This window comes from Cyanobium sp. WKJ7-Wakatipu, assembly GCF_024345355.1.
GTDB lineage: Bacteria > Cyanobacteriota > Cyanobacteriia > PCC-6307 > Cyanobiaceae > Cyanobium_A > Cyanobium_A usitatum.
The window spans coordinates 145943-166672 of record NZ_JAGQAY010000005.1 but is presented as its reverse complement, the minus strand read 5'-3'; the positions used below and the strand labels follow the sequence as shown (position 1 = coordinate 166672).

At 64.5% G+C, this 20730-nt stretch carries 21 protein-coding genes; 15 read left to right on the top strand and 6 right to left on the bottom strand.

Translation table 11 applies throughout. The features are described 5' to 3' along the window. The first annotated feature begins 19 nt into the window (after window positions 1–19). A complete protein-coding gene (gene fba / locus KBY83_RS05215; protein ID WP_106501579.1) occupies window positions 20–1093 on the top strand; it encodes a class II fructose-bisphosphate aldolase in 1074 nt (357 codons plus the stop codon). 46 nt (window positions 1094–1139) lie between these two features. On the opposite strand, the gene KBY83_RS05210 is transcribed toward fba, so the two are convergent. After that, window positions 1140–4013 carry a UPF0182 family protein gene (locus tag KBY83_RS05210; protein WP_255018604.1) on the bottom strand — a complete coding sequence of 958 codons (2874 nt, stop codon included), beginning with the start codon at window positions 4011–4013 and terminating at the stop codon, window positions 1140–1142. A 130-nt stretch (window positions 4014–4143) separates the two neighbouring features. On the opposite strand from KBY83_RS05210, the gene thrC reads away from it, so the two are divergent. The 3 genes from thrC to KBY83_RS05195 all read left to right on the top strand — a co-directional run bounded on the left by thrC (window position 4144) and on the right by KBY83_RS05195 (window position 6770). Beyond that, window positions 4144–5409: a threonine synthase gene (thrC, locus tag KBY83_RS05205; protein ID WP_255018603.1), complete on the top strand. Its 1266-nt coding sequence runs from the start codon at window positions 4144–4146 to the stop codon at window positions 5407–5409. Between the two features lie 54 nt (window positions 5410–5463). Beyond that, window positions 5464–5739, top strand: coding sequence for a MoaD/ThiS family protein (locus KBY83_RS05200; protein ID WP_106501577.1), 276 nt, complete (start codon window positions 5464–5466; stop codon window positions 5737–5739). A gap of 62 nt (window positions 5740–5801) precedes the next feature. Next, on the top strand, window positions 5802–6770 hold the full coding sequence (locus KBY83_RS05195; protein ID WP_255018602.1) for a cupin: 969 nt from the start codon (window positions 5802–5804) through the stop codon (window positions 6768–6770). Here KBY83_RS05195 and ftsH read toward each other — a convergent pair. Next, window positions 6708–8540, bottom strand: coding sequence for an ATP-dependent zinc metalloprotease FtsH (ftsH, locus tag KBY83_RS05190; RefSeq protein ID WP_255018601.1), 1833 nt, complete (start codon window positions 8538–8540; stop codon window positions 6708–6710). The genes KBY83_RS05195 and ftsH overlap by 63 nt on opposite strands. Before the next feature lie 118 nt (window positions 8541–8658). On the opposite strand from ftsH, the gene KBY83_RS05185 reads away from it, so the two are divergent. After that, complete coding sequence (locus tag KBY83_RS05185) at window positions 8659–8838, top strand: 50S ribosomal protein L32 (protein ID WP_106501574.1); 180 nt, start codon at window positions 8659–8661, stop codon at window positions 8836–8838. 17 nt (window positions 8839–8855) lie between these two features. On the opposite strand, the gene KBY83_RS05180 is transcribed toward KBY83_RS05185, so the two are convergent. From KBY83_RS05180 to KBY83_RS05170, 3 genes are read right to left on the bottom strand one after another with little or no spacing between them, the layout of a single operon-like run. Then, on the bottom strand, window positions 8856–9671 hold the full coding sequence (locus KBY83_RS05180; RefSeq protein WP_255018600.1) for a hypothetical protein: 816 nt from the start codon (window positions 9669–9671) through the stop codon (window positions 8856–8858). Beyond that, complete coding sequence (locus KBY83_RS05175) at window positions 9671–10018, bottom strand: DUF565 domain-containing protein (RefSeq protein ID WP_255018599.1); 348 nt, start codon at window positions 10016–10018, stop codon at window positions 9671–9673. The genes KBY83_RS05180 and KBY83_RS05175 overlap by 1 nt, the downstream gene beginning before the upstream one ends. Continuing rightward, window positions 10015–10767: an HAD-IA family hydrolase gene (locus KBY83_RS05170; RefSeq protein WP_255018598.1), complete on the bottom strand. Its 753-nt coding sequence runs from the start codon at window positions 10765–10767 to the stop codon at window positions 10015–10017. The genes KBY83_RS05175 and KBY83_RS05170 overlap by 4 nt, the downstream gene beginning before the upstream one ends. A gap of 103 nt (window positions 10768–10870) precedes the next feature. On the opposite strand from KBY83_RS05170, the gene recJ reads away from it, so the two are divergent. Together recJ and KBY83_RS05160 are read left to right on the top strand one after the other, a co-directional pair. Next, window positions 10871–12766: a single-stranded-DNA-specific exonuclease RecJ gene (gene recJ / locus KBY83_RS05165; protein WP_255018597.1), complete on the top strand. Its 1896-nt coding sequence runs from the start codon at window positions 10871–10873 to the stop codon at window positions 12764–12766. Window position 12767: 1 nt separating this feature from the next. Then, on the top strand, window positions 12768–14093 hold the full coding sequence (locus KBY83_RS05160) for a chloride channel protein (protein ID WP_255018596.1): 1326 nt from the start codon (window positions 12768–12770) through the stop codon (window positions 14091–14093). Here KBY83_RS05160 and psb30 read toward each other — a convergent pair. Then, window positions 14072–14245: a photosystem II reaction center protein Ycf12/Psb30 gene (psb30, locus tag KBY83_RS05155; protein ID WP_255018595.1), complete on the bottom strand. Its 174-nt coding sequence runs from the start codon at window positions 14243–14245 to the stop codon at window positions 14072–14074. The two genes, KBY83_RS05160 and psb30, sit on opposite strands and share 22 nt — an antisense overlap. A gap of 85 nt (window positions 14246–14330) precedes the next feature. On the opposite strand from psb30, the gene KBY83_RS05150 reads away from it, so the two are divergent. The 8 genes from KBY83_RS05150 (at window position 14331) to acsF (ending at window position 20685) form a co-directional block, all read left to right on the top strand. Then, window positions 14331–14702 carry a YkgJ family cysteine cluster protein gene (locus KBY83_RS05150; protein WP_255018594.1) on the top strand — a complete coding sequence of 124 codons (372 nt, stop codon included), beginning with the start codon at window positions 14331–14333 and terminating at the stop codon, window positions 14700–14702. Beyond that, a complete protein-coding gene (locus tag KBY83_RS05145) occupies window positions 14699–15049 on the top strand; it encodes a TMEM165/GDT1 family protein (protein ID WP_106501568.1) in 351 nt (116 codons plus the stop codon). The genes KBY83_RS05150 and KBY83_RS05145 overlap by 4 nt, the downstream gene beginning before the upstream one ends. A gap of 15 nt (window positions 15050–15064) precedes the next feature. Further along, window positions 15065–15367, top strand: coding sequence for a TMEM165/GDT1 family protein (locus KBY83_RS05140; RefSeq protein WP_106501567.1), 303 nt, complete (start codon window positions 15065–15067; stop codon window positions 15365–15367). Window positions 15368–15502: 135 nt separating this feature from the next. After that, the gene (locus tag KBY83_RS05135; protein ID WP_255018592.1) at window positions 15503–17851 is read left to right on the top strand and encodes an RNB domain-containing ribonuclease; all 2349 of its coding nucleotides are present in this window, start codon (window positions 15503–15505) and stop codon (window positions 17849–17851) included. Window positions 17852–17854: 3 nt separating this feature from the next. After that, window positions 17855–18538 carry a flavin prenyltransferase UbiX gene (locus KBY83_RS05130; protein ID WP_255018591.1) on the top strand — a complete coding sequence of 228 codons (684 nt, stop codon included), beginning with the start codon at window positions 17855–17857 and terminating at the stop codon, window positions 18536–18538. A gap of 27 nt (window positions 18539–18565) precedes the next feature. After that, window positions 18566–19054: a hypothetical protein gene (locus KBY83_RS05125; RefSeq protein WP_255018590.1), complete on the top strand. Its 489-nt coding sequence runs from the start codon at window positions 18566–18568 to the stop codon at window positions 19052–19054. A 59-nt stretch (window positions 19055–19113) separates the two neighbouring features. Further along, entirely contained in the window at window positions 19114–19530 is a 417-nt protein-coding gene (locus KBY83_RS05120; protein WP_106501563.1) for a DUF2996 domain-containing protein, read from the top strand. Window positions 19531–19578: 48 nt separating this feature from the next. Continuing rightward, window positions 19579–20685: a magnesium-protoporphyrin IX monomethyl ester (oxidative) cyclase gene (gene acsF / locus KBY83_RS05115; protein ID WP_255018589.1), complete on the top strand. Its 1107-nt coding sequence runs from the start codon at window positions 19579–19581 to the stop codon at window positions 20683–20685. The last annotated feature ends 45 nt before the right edge of the window (window positions 20686–20730 follow it).

Here is a 20730-nt window from a genome sequence, read left to right as displayed (position 1 = left end):
GACCCCGAGAGGTTTTCCCATGGCGCTCGTTCCGCTTCGGCTGCTGCTCGACCATGCCGCTGAGAACGGCTATGGCATCCCTGCCTTCAACGTAAACAACCTGGAGCAGGTGCAGTCGATCATGGAGGCGGCAAGTGAGACCGACTCTCCGGTGATTCTGCAGGCCTCCCGCGGTGCCCGCCAGTACGCCGGTGAAAATTTCCTGCGCCACCTGATCCTGGCCGCAGTCGAAACCTATCCCGACATCCCGGTGGTGATGCACCAGGACCACGGCAATAGCCCTGCCACCTGCTTTGGTGCTGCCGCCAACGGTTTCACCTCGGTGATGATGGACGGCTCGCTGATGGCAGACGCCAAGAGCCCCGCCAGCTACGAGTACAACGTGGCTGTCACCAAAGAAGTGGTGGACGTGGCCCACGCCATCGGCGTGAGTGTGGAAGGCGAGCTGGGTTGCCTGGGTTCCCTGGAAACCGGCATGGGTGAGGCCGAGGACGGCCATGGCTTTGAGGGCAAGCTCGACCACAGCCAGTTGCTCACCGACCCCGCCGAAGCAGCGGATTTCGTCGCCAAAACCAAAGTTGACGCCCTGGCAATCGCCATCGGCACCAGCCACGGCGCCTACAAGTTCACCCGCAAGCCCACCGGTGAAGTGCTGGCCATCAGCCGCATTGCTGAGATCCACAAAGCGATCCCCAACACCCACCTGGTGATGCACGGCTCCTCCTCGGTTCCCCAGGAGTGGCTGGACATGATCAACAAGTTTGGCGGCGCTATCCCCGAGACCTACGGCGTGCCCGTCGAAGAGATCCAGGAGGGCATCCGCAATGGCGTGCGCAAGGTGAACATCGACACCGATAACCGCCTGGCCTTCACCGCAGCTGTTCGGGAAGCGGCCTTCAAGGATCCCGCCAACTTCGATCCCCGCCACTTCAACAAGCCTGCCCGCCAGTACATGAAGCAGGTTTGCCTGGATCGTTATCAGCAGTTCTGGTGTGCAGGCAACGCCAGCAAGATCAAGCAGCGCGACATCAACTACTACGCCGGCCTCTACGCCAAGGGCGCCCTTGACCCCAAGGCAGCAGTCGCAGCCTGATCTGGCCAGCGATCGGATTCCAGGGGCCCCACACGGGGCCCCTTTTTTATTGGCGCCGGCCAGCAGTACCGGCCAGGGTCAGTGAGCGGCCAGCTACCACCCCATTCTTGCTGCTCACGAGCTTGGCCAGGGCATCCTGAAGATTGCGCTCCATCACGAAGTTGGTGCCGTCCGTCACCACCACCCGCACCAGCGTGGGCAGGTTGTTGTTCTTGCTCTGCAGGTAGATGGGCTCCACATACAACAGCCCCCGACCCACCGGCAGCACGAGCAGATTGCCGTGGATCACGCTGGAGCCAGCCCGGTTCCAAAGGCCGAACTGATAGCTGATGGCGGGATCCTGCTCGATCAGTGAGGAGATCTGCTGCGGCCCCAGAAGTAGACGCTGCTGGGGGAAGCGAACCAGCAGCTGCTGGCCGTAGTTGGGGGGGTCGTTGCGGACAGCCAACCAACCCACCATGTTGGGACGCTTCAAGGGCGAGAAGGGGAGCAGCAAAACAAATTCCGGCTTGCTTTCTCCCGGCAGCTGCACCGTCACGTGATACGGGCGCACCGGCGTATTCGAGGATCCGTAGATCTCCAGCGGCACCGACCAGACGTCATCTCCGCTGTAGAAGGTGCGCACATCGGTTACGTGGTAACGCAGCAGCCGTTCGGCCTGCACCTGAAACTGGCTTTGAGGCACCTGAATGTGGGCCAGCAGCGACTTCGGCATGGCTGAGAGCGGTCTGAACAGCTCAGGGAACGCTTTCTGCCAGGTGCGCTGGATCGGATCACTGGGATCATTTACATAGAGCCAAACCTTGCCGCTATGGGCGTCAACCACGGCCTTCACCGGATTGCGTAAATAACGAATACCGGAGGGGTTGGCATCGCTGTAGGGGTAGCTGCGACTGTTGGTGAAACCATCGAGCAGCCAGTACTGGTGCTGATCGGGGTCGTAGCCGGGGGTGGACGGGACCCTGGCCGTGACGAGGTAGGGCTGGCTCTCGAAGCGCAGAAACGGCGCCAGAGCTGCAAGGCGCTCACTTACCTGGCGGCGGAGCAGCAGCCGCGAATTTGGCTGCAAAGACCCCGTGAACAACAGCCGCGGCTCTGGCAGATAGGCCGCTGCCATCAGACGCTCCAGGGGACCGTAAATGGCCACGCCCCCGGCACCGCCGTAGTGGGAATAGATGTTCAGCTCCCCCTCGGAGTAGTCGAACTCCCGCACCTTGGTGGGGGCAATCACATAGGGCGCCTTGGCCGAGCCGAAATACAGGCGGGGCCGTCCCACAGGCAGAGCCTGGCGCACGGTGGAGTCAGGCAGGCCCAGTTGGGGGATGCCCTGCACCCTGCCGCTCCGCCCCAGGTCCTTGACGAAATACAGCGGCAGCCCGTCGGGACCGAAGGCATTCACGGGACTGACGGTGAAGCCGTAGCCATGGGTGAAAACCAGATGGCGGTTCAACCAGGTGCGGGAGTCCTTAGGTAGGGCTCCAGTATCGAGTTCACGGGCAGCGATAAACACCATCTGGGAGCCCTGGCGGGCCGGATCGCTGCCCAGGGGATAGCGATCGACGGCCGCGGAGGGAAAGCGGTAGTAGAGGCGTAGCTGTTGGAGTTGGCGGTTGGCCTCCAGCAGGGGCTTGCTGTCCCACAAGCGGATGTTGGCCAGGGTGCCCGGCGCTTGCGCCAGATCGACGGCGGTGAGGTTTTGGCGGGGCTGGAGGGTGCGCGTCTGAACGGATTCAAGGCCGAACGCCTGCCGCGTGGCCGCAATGGACCGCGCCAGATAGGGGGATTCAAGGACCAACTCCCGCGGCTGCACCAAGAACCTCTGCACCAGGGGAGCCACAATCCACTCGGTGATCGGCACGGCCAGGGCCGTTAACGCCAGCGGAATTAGGGCACCACGACGCAGCCACCCCTTGGGCAGCGGCACCAGCAGCCCAAGGGCCGTGAGTAGGAGCAGCCCGCTGAACAGCAGACGCAGGGGCAGGCGCACATGCAGATCCACAAATCCCGCTCCCGAGGCCACCCCGCTGCCCTGCACCATCAGATCGAAGGGCGAGAGAGCATTGCTGAAGGCCGCCATCAGAGCCAGCACCGCAAACTGGGGCTGCAGCACTCGCTGCTGCAGGGAGCTGAGTCCTGGAAAGCGGAGCTCCGAGAGGCTCGTGCCCTCTGTGCAGGTCAGCCAGAGACAGCCAGCCAGGCCAACAACGGCCTGGGCCATCACCACACTGATCAGCAGATGCAACGCCGGCAGCTGCAGCACGGTAAAGCGCAGATCAAATCCCGTAACTGGGTCGACCTCGTGGAAAGGCACCGCCAGGAGAGCAGGCAGCCAGAGGCTCCAACCCCGAGCCAGCGCCGTGGCAGAGCCGGCCAGGGCCGTGGCCAAGCTGATCCGCAGAGTGGTGAGGGGCCAAAGCAGCAACGGCACCAGCAGCCCCGCCGCCAGGGCCACCACGACCAGAGGCCTGAGATCGGCCAACACGGGAATGCCTGTGATCACCTGGCCACTGAAGGGAGCGGCAATGAGGTCCCTGGCCTGCACCATCAGATAGGTGAGTCCTGCCGCCAGCAGCAAAAGCAAGACTCCAAGAACGAGCAGCAGCCGCCTCTGCCCGAGCACAACTAGGGGGGATTTGGGCAGTTCTTTGCTGGCTGCCTGCTGACGCAGACGCCAGCAGCGATTCAGCTGTTGCAGCTGAAGAGGAACACCCAGGCCCATCACAACGGCGAAGCCCAGCAGCTGGAGCAGCCAGCGGCGCATCACCACCATCTCAGCCCCGAACTGGGCAAACCAGAGCCTCTCAATGCCGAGCCTGGCAATCAAGAGCAGCAAGCCGAACAGCAGGGCTAGGGCGGCCAGCCAGCGCAGAGCACCGAAGAGGCTTTCAGCGGAGAAGCGCGGGGAGGGTGCTGTCACCATCGGAGGCTAAGAAGTGAACCCCCCAGGTCAAGGGGCCCAGAAGGAAGAGGCAATACCCGAGTTCCAAGATCGGATATTAAGAAGTCCCGGTTCCACCGCTGCTAACTTCCTATCAATCCTGAGCGTGACTGTGACTGCCACCCTCTCCCGCTCCACCTTCACCGGATTGCGCTGCAAGGAATGCGGCCATCCCTACGAAGCGAGCGCTCGCCACGTCTGCGAAGACGTCTGCTTCGGACCGCTCGAAGTTGTCTACGACTACGAGGCCATCAAAAATCGGGTTAGCCGGGCCACGATCGAGGCCGGGCCCGCTTCTATCTGGCGCTACCGCGAATTCCTGCCGATTGAAGGCGATCCAATTGATGTAGGCACGGGCTTTACGCCACTGCTCAAAGCCGGCAACCTGGCCAAGAGACTCGGCCTCAAGAGCCTCTACATCAAGAACGACGGCGTCAACATGCCGACTCTCTCGTTTAAGGACCGGGTGGTGAGTGTGGCCCTCACCCGCGCCCGGGAGCTGGGCTTCACCACGGTGAGTTGCGCCTCCACTGGCAACCTGGCCAACTCCACCGCCGCCATCGCCGCCCACGCCGGCCTCGACTGCTGCGTGTTCATCCCCAGCGATCTGGAATTGGGCAAGGTGCTGGGCACCTTGATCTACAACCCCACCTTGATGGCGGTGCATGGCAACTACGACCAGGTGAATCGCCTCTGCTCCGAGGTGGCCAACACCTTCGGCTGGGGCTTCGTCAACATCAACCTGCGCCCCTATTACTCCGAGGGCTCAAAAACCCTGGGCTACGAGGTGATCGAGCAGCTGGGCTGGCAATTGCCAGACCACATCGTGGCGCCCCTGGCCTCGGGCTCCCTGTTTACCAAGATTCGCAAGGGTTTTGACGAGTTCATCAAGGTGGGGCTGGTAGAGGAGAAGCACGTGCGCTTCAGCGGCGCCCAGGCCGAGGGCTGCTCCCCGATCGCCCAGGCTTTCGAGGCAGGCCGGGACTTCATCACTCCGGTGAAGCCCAACACGATCGCCAAGTCGATTGCCATCGGCAACCCGGCTGACGGCCCCTACGCCATCGACATCGCCAAGAAGACCAACGGCAGCATCGCCGCCGTCAGCGACCACGAGATCATCGAGGGCATCAAGCTGCTGGCTGAAACCGAGGGCGTTTTCACCGAAACGGCAGGCGGTACCACCATCGCAGTGCTGAAGAAGCTGGTGGAGCAGGGCAAGATCAATCCTGAAGAAACCACCGTGGCTTACATCACCGGCAACGGTCTCAAGACGACTGAGGCGATCGCCTCCTCCATCGGTGAGCCCTACCTGATTGAGGCCCAGCTCGACAGCTTCAAAGCGGCCTGGGCAAAAGCGCAAGCCTCCCACCAGCACTGATCACCAGTAGCACTGATCACCCCAACCATTCCCCACGCCCCTCCAATCCCCGCCATGGCAGTTCAGGTTCTGATCCCCACCCCCCTGCAGAAATTCACCAACGACGAGGCCAGCGTGGATCTAGATGCATCCAGCGTGGATGGCCTGATCGATGCCCTCGAGGGCCGCTATCCAGGGATTAAGGGTCGGTTGTGCGATGAGGCCGGCAAATTGCGCCGCTTCCTCAACGTCTACGTAAACAGTGAGGACATCCGCTTCCTCGACAACCAGGCCACCAGCCTCAGCGACGGCGATGAGGTTTCGATTGTTCCCGCCGTGGCCGGCGGCTGACCGAAGCCTCCGGGCTCGAGCCAACTCCTAATAGTGTTCAGATCCCGCGAGGAGCCAGAGCAATGACCCAGGCCTCGATCCAGTCGATCCCCACTACCGGCTCTGCCCAGTGGCAAGCCAAGGCAGAGCTGTTCGACTACCGCCAGGCTGCCAATCCGGTGCGAGCAGGGCTAACCGAACCTATCCCCCTGCGCCAATGGGACCCAGCCCTGCACCAGTCAGGGCCCACGGCGGTTGTGCCTCTCGATCTCAGCAACGAGCTCGGCTGTAGCGCCCCGGCCACCAGCCCTGGCCTAGCGGCCAACTTTGTGCGCATCGAAGCGGGTGAAGGCCTCAAGGCAGCGGCGAACGCCACCAGCTTGCTGTTTTATGTGCTGCACGGATCGGGCAGCCTCAAGCGTGCTGGCACGCCGCAGCTTGACTGGAGCGCTGGAGATCTTTTTGTATTGCCGGCTGGCGAGCCCCCCCTGCTAACTGCAAAGGCCACCAGCGTTCTTTACTGGGTGCACGACGGCCCCCTGCTCAGCCACCTCGGCGTCGAGGCCAGCACCGCCCGCTTCGAGCCAACCCACTACCCCGCCGCCATGCTGCAGCGCGAACTAGATCAGCTACTCGCCGATCCCAGCTCTGCTCGCAGCAACCGGCTGAGCCTGCTGCTGGCTAACAGCGATCTGCCCCAAAGTCGCACCGTGACCCACACCCTTTGGGCCATGCTCGGAGTGGTGCCTGCTGGCGCCATCCAGCCACCGCACCGCCACCAGTCGGTTGCCCTTGATCTAATCATCGATTGCGACCCGGGCTGTTACACCCTGGTGGGCACGGAGCTCGATACCAGCGGCGCCATCGCCAATCCCCGACGCATCGACTGGCAGTCCGGTGGGGCCTTCATCACACCGCCGGGCTACTGGCACGCCCATGTCAACAGCAGCGAGCGGATGTCCCGGTTGCTGCCGATTCAGGATGCGGCGCTACACACCTACTTGCGCAGCCTCGACATCCGCTTTTCCGGGGGCCTGCAGGGCAACGGCTGAGCCAGCCGGCTGCGGATGGGCCGCATCATGGCTTGTCACCACCGATCTGAAAGCCTCACCCTCGATGGTTTCATCTCGGATCAGCATTTCGACCAGCTCATCCATTAGGGCGCGGCGTGGCTGCAGCAAGGCCACGGCCTGGTCGAGGGCTGAGCTAGCCAGTTCGCGCACCAGGCCATCGATGCGATTGCCGGTTTCTCGCGAATAGGGCGGCTCGGAACGCAACCAGTCGCGGCCGAGGAAAACCTCAGCCCCATCCCCCTCCAAGGCCACCGGGCCAAGACTGGAGAAGCCGTAGCGAGTCACCATCTCCCTGCAGATGCGGGTGACCATATCCAGATCACCACTGGCACCTTGGGTTACCTCAGCGGGACCAAAAACAACCAGCTCAGCTGCACGGCCACCCAAAGCAACCACAAGCCTGGATTGCAGGTAGGCCTTGCTAATCAACCCGGAGTCGAGGATCTCCTCGTCCGGCATCATTCGGGCAAAGCCGCCAACTCCGCCTGAGCGCGGCAGCAGGGTCACCTTGTCGAGGGGATCGGCCTTCGGCACCAAGGTGGTGAGTAGGGCATGGCCCACCTCGTGATAGCCAATCAACCGCTTTTTGGCACTGTCCTGCAGCGGTGCCGCCGTCAGGCCCATGGTGATGCGTTCGAGGGCACCGGCTAGGGCGCCGTCGTCGATCTCGCTCTGGTGATGGCGTGCCGTGAGGATGGCTGCCTCGTTGAGGAGGTTGGCTAGATCGGCCCCAGAAAAACCCGGGGTGCGGCTGGCCCAGGCCGAAAGCGACACCGCCCCAGCCAGGGGGCGGCTACGGGCATGGACCGCAAGGATCGCCTCACGGCCGCGGCGATCTGGCAAGTCAATGGTGATGCGGCGGTCAAAACGACCGGGCCGCATCAAGGCGCTATCGAGCACATCAGGTCGGTTTGTGGCCGCCAGCAGAATTACGCCGGAGTTATCCGCGAAACCATCCATCTCGGTGAGCAGCTGGTTGAGGGTCTGCTCCCGCTCATCGTTGCCGCCACCGATACCAGCACCTCGCTGGCGACCGACCGCATCTACTTCGTCGATGAAAATGATGCAGGGCGCTTTGGCTTTGGCCTTGCGGAATAGGTCTCGCACCCGACTGGCACCAACCCCCACGAACATCTCAACGAATTCGGAAGCGGCCATCGAGAAAAACGGCACGCCGGCCTCGCCGGCAATGGCTCGGGCCAAAAGGGTTTTGCCAGTGCCTGGTGGCCCCACCAGCAACACACCCTTGGGGATCTTGGCGCCCACAGCGGTGAAGCGTTCTGGCTCCTTCAAGAAGGTGACCACCTCCTGCAGCTCCTCCTTGGCCTCACCGATACCGGCCACATCCTCAAATCGCACCGCCACGCCGCCCTCCTCCTGCAACCGGGGCTTACTGCTGCCGAAGCCCATGGCCCGATTGGCCACCTGGGCCGAGCGACGGATCAGGAGGGCTAGTCCAGCCAACAGCAACAGCACCAACAAGCCGTTAGCCACCAGACCAGCCGTAGCGCCATCAGCCCGGTCATCGCGCACGTTGAGGGGCACCTTCGCCTGCTCGGCGGTGCGCAAAAGCAGCTGGTCATTACTGAATACCGGCACCGTGGCCTGGCGTCCGTCGTCGAAGCGCACCCGCACCTCCCGCTGCCGCAACGACAACTCCAGATCCTTGACCTTGCCCGCCCGCAGATCCTTCAGCAACTGGCTGTAGGAGGGAGCGGGGTCGCGAGTCGATAGTCCGTTCAACCGCATGGATTGCCCAATTGGAGAAATGCTGTCGCTCACTAGGTTCTTTCTTTGCACTGAGCTTAGCGATTTGACGAAAGGCCAGGCGACAACGGAAGATCTTGGTTTGATGTAGTGGGCCAGGATGGCTGTTCCTAAGAAGAAAACTTCCCAGGGCAAGCGCAATCAGCGCCATGCCACCTGGAAGGGCAAGGCGGCTGTGGCAGCTCAGAAAGCTCTCTCCATCGGTAAGGCGGTGCTGAGCGGCAAGGCCCAGGGCTTCATTTATCCGGTGGATGAGGAGGGCGACGACGGCGAAAGCTGATCGTCCCAAATCCTCAATTACGACTCTGAGCTAACGCAGCTGCCGCCAGTCCAGCGACGGCGGCTGTCCAGCACGGCGTAGCCACTGGCTAGATCAAGCAGGGGATCCTGATAGAGGGATGGGGGCAGGGAACAAAGGCTGGCGCGCACCACGCGATCCAGCTCAGTCGCCGGCAACCAGGCATCGCCGCGGCGGCGCTGTTTCGCTTCCGCCTGCAGGCGCCAACGGCGCGGTGATTGCCAGCTTTGGGGACGCAGCAGCCATAGCTGGGCGCAGCGCTGCCAAAGCGGCTGATAAGCCTCAAGAGCTAGGTCCCAGTGGGGCAGCCAGGCCAGCTCCTCGGGGTTGAGCCCGGCCGGGGGCTGAATAGTGGCAAGGGATTCACTCCCCAGCGAGCGGCAACCGAGCAGCCAGCCCTCCAGCAGCAACACCTCCGCTTCCACCAGCTCCTCAGCAGAGCGGTCACCCAGGCCACCCCGCAGGGTCTTGTCAAAGCGAGGCAGGCGCAGGGCGCCGCCGGCCTGCCAGGCGTCGAGACAATCCAGAGCCAGGGTCACGTCATGACAGCCCGGCGGCACCCGGGATACGCCAAAAGGGTTGCCTTCAAGCGCACGTTGCCGCTGCTCCCAGGGCAGGTAAAAGTCGTCGATTGAGGCCACCGCCAGCCCCAGCCCTAGGCCGGCGGCCCGTTGCTGCAGCACTCGAGCCATGGTGGATTTACCAGCACCCACCGGCCCATTGAGGGCCAGCACCGCGCGCTGGCCCCTGCGGCCCAGCAGCTGCAACTGGGCCAGCAGGGGTTGCACAAACCTGCGATCTAGCTGGGAATCCATCAGGTGCCGAGCTTGAAGGCCTCAATAACCACTGCGTACACCATGCCAATGCGCAGGTTGTCGACCAGCACCCAGCCGAGTCCGGGCGTGGCTCGAACCAAACGGCCGCGCAAGCGCACGACCAGCTCCACCAGCAGCACCATTGTGAGCACCGCCATCGGGCGCCCACCGGGCATCTCCAGCAGCACGTATGCCGTGAGGTTGCTGCCGGCGTAGAAGCCCAGCAGCAGGGCCAAAACCACGCTGCTGCGGAGGCGCCAATTGCCTCGCAGATTGCCCAGCAGCTGGGCTCCTAGCCGCTCGATAGCCCGATTGAAGCGGGTGGGCTGCAGGTTCGAACGCGTCACGTTGGCGAATCCTCCAGCAAAGCCTGGACATAGGAGAGCGTGATCTGCCCGCCTTGACAAGCGGGCCCCCGCAGCACGGCCGCCCCGGCGCCCAACTGATCCACCACCGCCCGCGCCCGCGCAAAGCGCTGCGGCGGTTCCGCACTGCCATAGTGACTAAGGGTGAGCAGGCAGGCCAGTCCGGCGCTGGCGGCGGCCGCAAGTCCGTTGCCGGAATCTTCCAGGGCCAGAGCCGTGCTGGCGGGGCAGCCCAGCTGCTGCAGGGCCAGCCGGTAGGCCTCCGGATCGGGCTTCTTGCGGGCCACATCTTCACCGCACACCCAGAAGGCGAAATGCTGGCAGAGCCCCCCCAGCAAGTGCTCCGCCAGGGCCGCCACCGCGGCGCGAGCGCTGGTGGTCACGATCACCTGGCTCAGGCCAGCTGCTCCAGCAGCAGCGATCAGCTCGGCCACCCCGGGGCGTAGCCGCAGCTCGCCGGCGGCCACCAGAGCTCCGTAATGGTGTTGCTTGCGGGCCTGCAGCTCAGCGACCATCTCGGGCGGCGGCGGCTCCCCCAGCAGCTCCGCGAGAGCAGCAGTGATCCGCTCCCCGCCACCGCTGATGGCCAGCAGCTCGCCATAGCGGGCGGCATCCCAATGCAGGGGCACACCAACGTCGGCAAAGGCCCGGTTGAAGGCCAAGCGATGGCCATCCCGCTCGGTCTCCGCCAGGGTGCCGTCGACATCCCAGAGCAGGGCTTGCAGGGCCATCAGCTGCTCGCACCAGGACTTATCAGGCTAGGGCTCATCGCTTCTGGGGGATGCGGCCTAGCAGCAGGTCCCGCACAATGACTTGGTACCGGTTGTTAAGTAGTTGCTGCCAGCCCTCCAAGAGCAACGCTGGCACCTGCCCGCTCCATTGGCGCCTGGCGCCCTGCAGGCAGCGCCGGCCAGCGATCCCCTGCCCGAACCACTGCTGGCACTGCTCAGCCGCCGGGGCTTCACTAGCCCGGAGGCCATCGCCGCCCTGCTGGATCCGGAGGCGGCACCGGCTGCCGGGCGTCACTTCCCCGACCTGGCCAAGGCCGTCGCGCGGCTGAAGCGCGCCTGCAGCCAGGGGGAAGCGGTGGCGATCTGCGGCGACTACGACGCCGACGGGATGACCAGCACGGCCTTGCTGGTGGGGGTGCTGCAGCGCCTTGGCGCCAGGCCGATCGCGGCGATCCCCAGCCGCATGGATGAAGGCTACGGCCTCAACGCCGCCATGGTGGAGAAGCTGGCGGAGCAGGGGGTCGCCCTGCTGGTGACCGTCGACAACGGGGTGTCTGCCCTTGAGGCCCTGGAGCGGGCCAAAGCCCTTGGCGTCGAAGCGATCCTCACGGACCACCACACGATTCCCGATCCGCTGCCACCGCACCTGGCCCTGCTCCATCCCCAGCGCACCCCGCCCGGATCCCCCTATCGGGGCCTGGCGGGGGTTGGACTGGCCTATGTGCTGGCGGCGGCGCTCTGCCAAAGCCTGCGGCACACCGACGGCCAGCAGATTGCTCTCAATCTGTTTTGTATCGGCACGATCGCCGACATGGCTCCGCTGGTGGGGGTAAACCGGCGCTGGCTGATCGATGGCCTGCCCGAGCTGGGCCGCAGCCCCCTGGTGGGGCTCCAGGCCCTGCAACAGCTAGCTGGCCTCGACGAGACGCCCCTCGATGCCCAGGCGGTGGGCTTCCAGATCGCGCCGCGGATCAACGCCGTCGGCCGGCTTGGTGATCCCCAGCTGGTGGTGGAGTTGCTCACCACCGAAGATCCAAGCCGGGCGCTTGCCCTGGCCCGCGATTGCGAGGCGCTCAACCGCCAACGCCGCGACCTCTGCACCGCCATCGAAGCGGAGGCCCTGGCCCTGCTCGAGGCCGATGGTCCCCAGCGCCCGGCCTTCCTGCTGCTGGCCCAGAACCACTGGCACCACGGCGTGATCGGCATCGTGGCCGCCCGGCTGGTGGAGCGCTTCGGCCTGCCCGCCGCCCTGCTCGCTGGCGAGGGCAACGGCCGCCTGCGGGCCTCTGTGCGGGCTCCCCGGGGCTTTGCGGTGGACGGGGCCCTGCAGCAGTGCGCGTCCCTGCTGGAGCGCTTCGGCGGCCACCCCGCCGCCGGGGGCTTCACCGTGCGCGCCGAGCAGGTGGCAGCCCTGCACGAGCAACTCAACCAACTGGCCCAAACCTGGCTGCAGCAGGCAGGCCATGGCACCCCGGTAGAACCGGAAGCCCTGCTCAGCTTCGAGCAGATCAACCGCAGCTTTTACCGCCAGCTGCAACGGCTCGAGCCCTTCGGCATCGGCCACCCCCAGCCCGTGTTCTGGAGCCAGGGCTGCCAGGTTGCGACCCAGAAGCTGTTGCGCGGCGGCCACCTGCAACTGGAGCTGCGCCAGGGCGAGGCGAGCCTGCGCGCCATGGGCTGGCGCTGGCAGGGTGAAACCAACCTGCCGGCCTTGCTGGATGTGGCCTACCGCCTGCGGCTCGACTCCTGGCAGGGGGAGGAGCGGCTACAGCTGGAGCTGGTGGGCTTGCGAGCCAGTGCTGGTGGAGCCGTTGATGGTGGTGAGGTGGTGTTGCAGCACCACAACCGCACCTACTGGTGTCGCCGCGAGGGGGCTGGGCTGGTGGTGCGCAATGCGGCCGGCGACGAACTCACAAGCGCCGAGGGCGCCAGCCACGACCACCCCTACGTACGAGGCCTGATGCAGGATGCTGCCCTGGCCTTGGGCCTGGTCGCCTGAGATGTCCTTACCCCTAAACCGCGGCCAGCTCCACTTCCTGTTGCAGCTCCTGCTTTTAGGGCTGCTGGTGGGCTTGGCTTGCTGGCCCCTGAATCTGGTGGACCACGCCCAGGAGCTGCTGCTGCAGCGCTTGCCCAACTTTGCCGGCGGGGCCTGGACGCTGCAGGGCCTGGCGATAGCCCTGGCGCCGGTGCTGGTGATGCCAGCCCTGCTTTGGCTTCAGGCCGGCCCCTGGGGCCGGGGTTCGGGCTCGGGCATACCCCAAACAATCGAGAGCCTCGAGAATCCCGAGCAGGCCGCTGCTTTGATGGCACCCTTCGCCACCGTGGCGCGGCTCTGCCTCTGGACGGCGGCCAGCCTGGCCCTGATGCCCCTCGGCCGCGAGGGGCCCGTGGTGCAGTTGGGAGCGGCAGTGGCCTACGCCCTGCGGCAACGCTTCCCCCGCTTGCTGGCCAAACTCAGCACCCAGAGTCTGATGGCAATCGGCGCCGGCGCCGGCCTAGCGGGGGGCTTTAACAGCCCGCTGATGGGAGCTGTGTTTGTGGTGGAAGAACTCACCGGACGCTTCCAAACAGCCGTGCTGTGGCCGGCAGTAGTGGTCTGCTCAGCAGCAGCCCTGGTGAGCAATCTCGCTGGCACACCACTTTTCACCCTGGGCATGGTTCAGACCACCCAGCCGGAATGGCAGCAACTGCTATGGGCCCTGCCGGTCGGGGTGGGTGGCGGCCTGCTGGGCGGCCTGTTCAGCCGCATCCTCTGGCGGAGTTCGGCCCTGCTGCGGCAGCGAGTACGACAACGGCCCCTGGCCTGGGGGCTGGGGCTGGGAGTGGCCCTTGGCCTGATCGCCGTGGCCAGCGGTGGCTGGAGCGGTGGTGATGGCGAAGCCCTGATGGCTCAGCTGCTTGAAGGTCGCGGCAGCTTGCCGGTGCCCGGCTCGCCCCTCAGCGTGATCGGCTGGCTGCTGGTGGTGGCAGCCCGATTGGTGGCACCGATTTTGGCCTTGGCAGCGGGAATACCCGGGGGCCTGATTGATCCAGCCTTCGCCATTGGGGCCCTGTTTGGCAGCGGCAGCCTGGAGCTGCTTGGGGACAGCAGCGAGCTTGGCCTAGCCCTAGGTATGGCGGCAGCCCTAGCCGGGGCTACCCAGTTGCCCCTGATGACGGTGCTGTTTGCCCTGCGCATGGCAGGGGATCAGCAGTGGCTCTTCGGCATCCTGCTGAGCGCCGTGGTGGGTGCCTATGTGGGCCGCCAGATCCAGCCTGAGCCGATTTATCACGCCCTCTGGAACCTCGGCCGAAGTGGCGATCAGAGTGCGCCGCGGCGGTAGAAGAGCACGAAGATCACGGCAGGACCAGCCAGGGTGATCAGCGCCAGGGCGGCAAAATTGGCGATCAGGTGGAAGTCGATACCCATGGAGATTGCTGCCGCAGAGCAGTAGTCGCTGTGGACACAGGTTAGGGGTCGATCCCAGCGGCCCATGACTGCCGGCAGGCTCTGTGACGGCTTGTCACAGCGGCAGTAAAGCCTTGAGCTGTGGCTGAATGGAGTTAATCGCTGCAGGGGGATGGCCAGGGACGATCGGGCCCATTGGGGATGCATCAGCGGCTGCGGAGCCTGCTGTCGGCTGGATCCCAGTCTGCGTCAGGAAGCAATCGAGGCGCTTAGCCCAGAGCAGCAGGAGCAGTATCTGGCCATGGTTGGCCCCGATGGCTGGTGCATCAACTTCAACACCGGCGCGCGTATTTGCCGCATCTATGCGGACCGACCTGACTTCTGCAACGTGGCCAACCTGGTGCAGCTGTTTGGCACGGTTGACGATCCAGGCGCCGGCGACCGCCTGGCTATTGGCTGCTGCCTGCAACAGATCCGCAGTGAATACGGAGGCCGTGGCAGGGTAATGAAGCGCTTTAGGCGTGCCATACGGAAGCGTTTATGAGCAGCGAACCCGATCCAAGCGCCAACCGGGCAGGCAGTTGGGGTGCCGCCTTCCTGACCACCTTCACCACGGTCTTCCTGGCTGAGCTTGGGGACAAGACCCAGCTCGCCGCCCTCCTGCTCTCTGCCCAATCAGGCAGGCCAGTTGTCGTGTTTGTTGGCGCCTCCCTGGCCCTCATTAGCTCCAGCCTGGTGGGGGTGTTACTGGGCCGCTGGCTGGCCAAGGTGATGCCGCCACAGCAGTTGGAGCGCCTGGCGGGAATCCTGATGGTGGCCCTGGGCCTGTGGCTGGGCCGGCAAGCCGTATTGGGCCTGGTTCCCAGCCCCTCCGACCTTCCCCTCTCCTAACCGCAGCGCTACGCCATGCCCTTCGCCCTGCTCGCTTCCACCTTCGCCACAGTGTTTTTGGCTGAGCTGGGAGACAAAACCCAGCTGGCCATCGTGACCATCAGTGGCACCTCAACCCGCCCTGGAGCGGTGTTTGCTGGCAGTTCCGCTGCCCTGGTGCTGGCCAGCCTGCTGGGCGCAGCCGCAGGCGGCTCCCTATCCGCCGTGATCCCCACCAATGCCCTGCAGCTGGCAGCCTCGGTTGGCTTTCTGGTGATCGGCGCACGCCTGATCCAGCGATCGAGCAGCCCGGAAGCCGAAGAATCGTCAGCTGATTAATATCAGCAAATGAAGGCCTTGGCGGCCGTGGGCATCGCTCCGAGTCCAGTCCGCCATCAACCGGCTTCAGTCCAGCCACCGCCCCTGCACCCCGGGTTCTCCGGGGCGGCCCCCTGCCAACCAGCCCTCCCATCGATGAAGTTCACGGTCGCCGACCTGCTCGACCAGCTGCCCGCCCAGGAAGCCCTGCCGCTGACAAAGCTGGAAAAAGCCCTGGGCATCAGCCAAAAAGCTGAAAAGCAGCAGCTTCAGATCGGCCTCGACGGGCTCAGCCGCCTTGGCCTGCTGGAGGTCAGTGAGGACGGCGTCGCCCGCCGCGAAGACCCTGAACTGATCGCAGCACGGCTGCGTTGCTCCAGCAAAGGCTTTTGCTTTGCCCTGCGCGAAGACGGCGGCGAAGACATCTACATCCGCGATCACCAGCTCAACCACGCCTGGAATGGCGACCGAGTGCTGGTCAAGGTGACCCGCGAAGGCGGCCGTCGCCGCTCACCCGAGGGCGGGGTGCAGTGCGTTCTTGAGCGCCACACCACCTCGCTGCTGGCCCAGGTCGAGCAGCAGGATGAGCGTCTGGTGGCCACCCCCCTAGACGACCGCCTGCTAACGGCGGTGGAGCTGCCGGCTGGCGACGCCGCCCATCTCGATGGCGAACAGGCATCGGTGGTGGAAGTGCTGGTGGACCGCTATCCGGTGGGGCAATTTGCCCCTCAGGGTCACGTGGCGCGCAGCCTGCCTGTAAACGGGGGGGAAGCAGCCGACCTAGACCTGCTGCTGACCAAGCACCGGCTCCACAGCCGCCCCCAGCCACCACGGGCAACCCTCAAAACCCTGGCCGCCAAGGAGCGCATCGACCTCACGGCCCAAGCCACCCTGCTGCTTGAACCATGGAGCGGCAAGGAAGCCCCCGCTCTGCCAGCCCTGGGCATTGAGGAGCGCGACGGCGGCTGGACCCTGTGGGTGCACACCCCGGCCATCGCAGAGCGCTTCAGCGCCGGCAGCACCCTGGACACCTGGCTTCGCAACCAGGCTGACGCTTACTGCACCGGAAACCAGTGGCTACCGCTGCTGAGTCCAGCCCTGGCCAAGGCCAGTTCCTTCAAGGTCGGAGAGGTGCAGGAAGCCCTGTCGGTGGCCCTGGAGCTGGGCGCTGACGGCAGCCTTGAGCACTACCGCTTTAGCCGCAGCCAGATCAATCCCGTGGCGGCAGTCGGTTTGGAAGCACTAAATGCCCTGGCGGAGCGCAAACCCAAGAGCCGCACCGTGCCAGCAGCGCTCAAGGGGCTGAAGGAGCAGCTGGGCCTGCTGGAGCAGCTCATCGCTGTCACTGGCCTGCTGCGCCAAAGGCGGCAAGCGGCAGGATCCCTCGACCTCAACCTGCCCCTGCCCGCCATCGACAGCCTGGGAGATCTGGCTGTGCCCGGCCCCGACAGCGCCCTAGCTGGCTGGCTTGTGAGCCTGGAGCCCCACCATCCCTTGGCCCTGATGCGCGAAGCGGTGCTGCTAGCCGATCAGGCCCTAGGCCAGCACCTGGCAACTTTGGAACTGCCGGCGATATATGCCACCAATGCCCTGGCGGACCCCAGCGACCTCAACGACGTTGCCCGGGCTGCTCTGGCCCTCGACATCCCGCTGGAGCTGAGCGAAGAGGGCAATGCCAGTGCGGCTGAATTGGCCGCCGCCTTCGCTGGCACCGACCGCAGCCGGGCCCTGCAGCAGCAACTGCAGGCCATCCTCAAACCGATCCAGCTCAGCACCAGCCCCGGACCCCATGCCCTGGCCGGCCTGCTGGAAGAGGGGGCGGCCCTAGCCCCCTGGTGCTGCCCAACCCTGCACTACGCCGACCTCTGGAACCAGCAACTGCTGGTACTGCTGCTCACCGAGGGCAAGGACCGCCCCAGTGTGCGCCACAAAACCACCGTCGATCTGGCATCGGATGCCTGCCACGGCGCCATCGACTGGCCGCTGCTGGCCCCTAGCCAGCTCACTCCCTACCTGGAAGTGCAGGAGCATGGGCTGGTGCAGCGTCTCAATGGCCGGCGCCGCTTTTTATCTGAACTACAGGCCGACCTGCTGGCCATGCTGCAGGCCCGCCAAGCCGAGCCCTTAGTGGGGCAGGTGCTTCCTGGGGTAATCAGCGGTGTGCAGAGCTACGGCTTCTTCGTGGAGGTGCCCCCTTCCCAGGTGGAAGGCCTGGTGCACGTCAGCTCCCTTAAGGACGACTGGTACGAGTACCGCTCCCGCCAAAACCGGCTGGTGGGACGCAAAAACCGTCGCACATACATGCTGGGTGACCAGGTGCAGGTGGAGATCCAGAAGGTGGATGCCCTGCGCCACCAGATCGACCTGGCCGTGGTGCTGCCCGAGGGCTACGAGAGCGAGACGGCCGACTCCTATCCCCAAAACCAGGACCAAAACCAGTACCAAAACCAGGACCATGACGAGATCGACCCCTTCGCGCCCATCGCGGTGCTGAGCGAGGTCTGAGCCATGGTTCGGCCATCCGGAACCAGCTCCGGAACGGGGCCGGTGGTGCTGGCCGTTTCTGGCGCCTCTGCCCAGCCCCTCGCCCAGCGGGCCCTGCAATTGCTGCTGGAGGCCGGAGAAGCGGTGGAGCTGGTCACCTCGCGAGGAGCCATTGGCGTCTGGCAGGCCGAACTGGGACTGAGGGTGCCCTCAGAACCTGATGCCCAGGAAGCCTTTTGGCGGGAACGCACCGCTGTCAGCACCGGGCAGCTGCGCTGCCACCGCTGGAACGACCAGGCCGCTGGCATTGCCAGTGGCAGCTTCAAAACCCGCGGCATGGTGATCCTGCCGGCCTCCATGGGAACCGTGGGGCGCATCGCTTCTGGGGTAGCACTGGATCTCGTGGAGCGGGCCGCCGATGTTCACCTCAAGGAGGGTCGCCCCCTTGTGATCTGCCCGAGGGAAACCCCCTGGAGCCTGGTGCACCTCCGCAACCTCACGGCCTTGGCCGAGGCTGGTGCCCGCATCGCCCCGCCGGTGCCTGCCTGGTATCACCAACCCCAATCGATCGAAGACATGGTGGATTTTCTGGTGATCCGCGTCTTTGACGTGCTCGGCTACGAGCTCGGCAACCTGCGCCGTTGGCAGGGGCCGCCGCACCAGCCAGGATCCCCTGGGGCACCAGCCGCCGGGTCTACTTCCCCCTAGGCCGCCCTCCTCACCCCAGTCGATCCATTGGCCCTGCTGCAACGCCTGCTGCTGCTCCCCCTGCTGGCTCCCCTGCTGCTGGTGCTGCTGGTAGGCGCCCTAAACCCCCGACCCAATGCGGCCCTGCGCCTGCTGGTTTGGACCAGCCCGGCCCTGCCAATCGGAGCCTGGATAGCCCTGGCCGCCAGCGCGGGAGCCGGGCTGAGCGCCGCCGGAGCCGCCCTAGCCCTGCGCACTGGGCCGCTCACCCTGCGCCGTCAAGTGCGCGGCGGCGCCAGTGCCCCCGAGGAGAACTGGAGGCAGCCGCAGCAGCAAAACCAAAGCGAGCCAGCAAGGCCAGCCCCTCGAGCCGCAGCCGGGCCGCAGAGACCCCCTGGCGAACCAGCCCCAACCGTTGCCGTGCCCTTCCGGGTGATTCGCAAAGGCAGCAATCCAGCTTCAGAAGGCGAACCGGTGGTGGCCCAGGCCGCTGCCGTGGGTGATGGCTGGGACATCCCCAGCAGTGACGACTGGTGAGCTAACTGCCTGGCAACCTGCGTAAAGTCCAAGGACGATGCCGAAAGGGGCCTGCAACGGTGAGCGAATCCGCCCAGCCAGCCGCCAAAGATCAACCCGCAAAGGCCAAACCGCCTGCAGTGGAAGACCAGCCGTTTGAGATCTTTGTGCCTCAGCTACTGATCCCGGCCCTGGCCAAAGAGATCCAGGGCTACGGAGGAGCTGCTGCCGAACTGGCCTTTGTTCAAGGAGCCATGCCCGTGGTGGGGTCGGAGTGCTGGATGATTCAAGGGGAGCTGCCGGGTCGGCGTCGCTTCTGGCTGTGCTTCACCAAACCAGATATCAGTTCAGCCAAAACGGTGGCTTTGGCAGAGGCAGGCGGCCAGCCAAGCCTGCTGGAGTCGTTTCTGATCGACGAGAAGAAGATGAGCCTGGCGCTGCTGGTATCGCGGCTGGTGCAGCGGCTCAACGGTCAGAAATGGCTCGGCCCGAACTGACTGCCACGCCCTCTACGATGCAGGAACTGCCGTAAGCCGCAAGCCTCGATGGTGCCTCCAGCCGCAACTGCCAGCGCTACCACCAGCCCCAGTCAAGCCTCTGCGGGCTCGTCCGGTGCACCAGCCGTCAAAGATCCGGCCAAAGACACGATCCTGACGCCCCGCTTCTACACCACAGATTTCGACGCCATGGCGGCGATGGATCTGCGGCCAAATGAGGTGGAGCTTGAGGCCATATGCGAGGAGTTCCGCAAGGATTACAACCGTCACCACTTCGTGCGCAACGGCGAGTTTGAGGGGGCAGCCGAGAAGCTAGATCCTGACACCCGCAGGGTTTTCGTTGAGTTTCTTGAGCAGAGCTGCACCTCTGAATTTTCTGGCTTCCTGCTCTACAAGGAGCTCAGCCGCCGCATCAAAACCAAAAATCCGCTGCTTGCCGAGTGCTTTGCACACATGGCGCGCGATGAGGCCCGCCATGCCGGCTTCCTCAATAAAGCCATGGGAGATTTTGGGCTGCAACTGGACCTGGGCTTCTTGACCGCCAGCAAGTCGTATACCTTCTTCAAGCCTAAATTCATCTTCTACGCTACCTACTTGAGCGAGAAGATTGGCTACTGGCGCTACATCGCCATCTATCGCCACCTAGAGAAAAATCCAGAAAGCAAGATCTTCCCGATTTTTAACTTCTTCGAGAATTGGTGCCAAGACGAGAACCGCCACGGCGATTTCTTTGATGCCTTGATGAAGGCTCAGCCAGACACCGTGCGCGGCTTCACTGCCAGGCTTTGGTGCCGCTTCTTCCTGCTGGCAGTATTTGCCACCATGTATGTCCGAGACGTTGCTCGCAAAGAGTTCTACGAAGCCCTGGGCCTCGATGCTCGCGAATACGACAAGGTCGTGATTGCTAAAACCAACGAGACCTCCGCCAGAGTGTTCCCCGTGGTGCTGAATGTTGACCATCCCAAGTTCTACACCCGCCTAGAACGTCTGGTTAGCAACAACGCCAAGCTCAGCGAGGCCGACGCAAGCGGTGCTCCTGGAGCAATAAAAGTATTGCGCAAGCTGCCTTATTGGATCGCCAATGGCGCAGAAATGGCCAAGCTTTATTTCACCCCTGCTATCCGCAGCGAGCAATTCCAGCCCTCAGTGCGCTGAGCAAGTTCGCTGAGCAAGTTCGCTGAGCAAGTGCGCTGATTTTTT

Coding starts and splice junctions, on each gene's coding strand:
- psb30 (WP_255018595.1), bottom strand. CDS start 14,245: ATGGGCCGCTGGGATCGACCCCTAACCTGTGTCCACAGCGACTACTGC.
- KBY83_RS05140 (WP_106501567.1), top strand. CDS start 15,065: ATGCCCTTCGCCCTGCTCGCTTCCACCTTCGCCACAGTGTTTTTGGCT.
- ftsH (WP_255018601.1), bottom strand. CDS start 8,540: ATGCGGTTGAACGGACTATCGACTCGCGACCCCGCTCCCTCCTACAGC.
- acsF (WP_255018589.1), top strand. CDS start 19,579: ATGGTGCCTCCAGCCGCAACTGCCAGCGCTACCACCAGCCCCAGTCAA.
- fba (WP_106501579.1), top strand. CDS start 20: ATGGCGCTCGTTCCGCTTCGGCTGCTGCTCGACCATGCCGCTGAGAAC.
- KBY83_RS05195 (WP_255018602.1), top strand. CDS start 5,802: ATGACCCAGGCCTCGATCCAGTCGATCCCCACTACCGGCTCTGCCCAG.
- KBY83_RS05170 (WP_255018598.1), bottom strand. CDS start 10,767: ATGGCCCTGCAAGCCCTGCTCTGGGATGTCGACGGCACCCTGGCGGAG.
- KBY83_RS05160 (WP_255018596.1), top strand. CDS start 12,768: ATGTCCTTACCCCTAAACCGCGGCCAGCTCCACTTCCTGTTGCAGCTC.
- KBY83_RS05150 (WP_255018594.1), top strand. CDS start 14,331: ATGGCCAGGGACGATCGGGCCCATTGGGGATGCATCAGCGGCTGCGGA.
- KBY83_RS05145 (WP_106501568.1), top strand. CDS start 14,699: ATGAGCAGCGAACCCGATCCAAGCGCCAACCGGGCAGGCAGTTGGGGT.
- KBY83_RS05210 (WP_255018604.1), bottom strand. CDS start 4,013: ATGGTGACAGCACCCTCCCCGCGCTTCTCCGCTGAAAGCCTCTTCGGT.
- KBY83_RS05135 (WP_255018592.1), top strand. CDS start 15,503: ATGAAGTTCACGGTCGCCGACCTGCTCGACCAGCTGCCCGCCCAGGAA.
- KBY83_RS05185 (WP_106501574.1), top strand. CDS start 8,659: ATGGCTGTTCCTAAGAAGAAAACTTCCCAGGGCAAGCGCAATCAGCGC.
- KBY83_RS05200 (WP_106501577.1), top strand. CDS start 5,464: ATGGCAGTTCAGGTTCTGATCCCCACCCCCCTGCAGAAATTCACCAAC.
- KBY83_RS05180 (WP_255018600.1), bottom strand. CDS start 9,671: ATGGATTCCCAGCTAGATCGCAGGTTTGTGCAACCCCTGCTGGCCCAG.
- KBY83_RS05130 (WP_255018591.1), top strand. CDS start 17,855: ATGGTTCGGCCATCCGGAACCAGCTCCGGAACGGGGCCGGTGGTGCTG.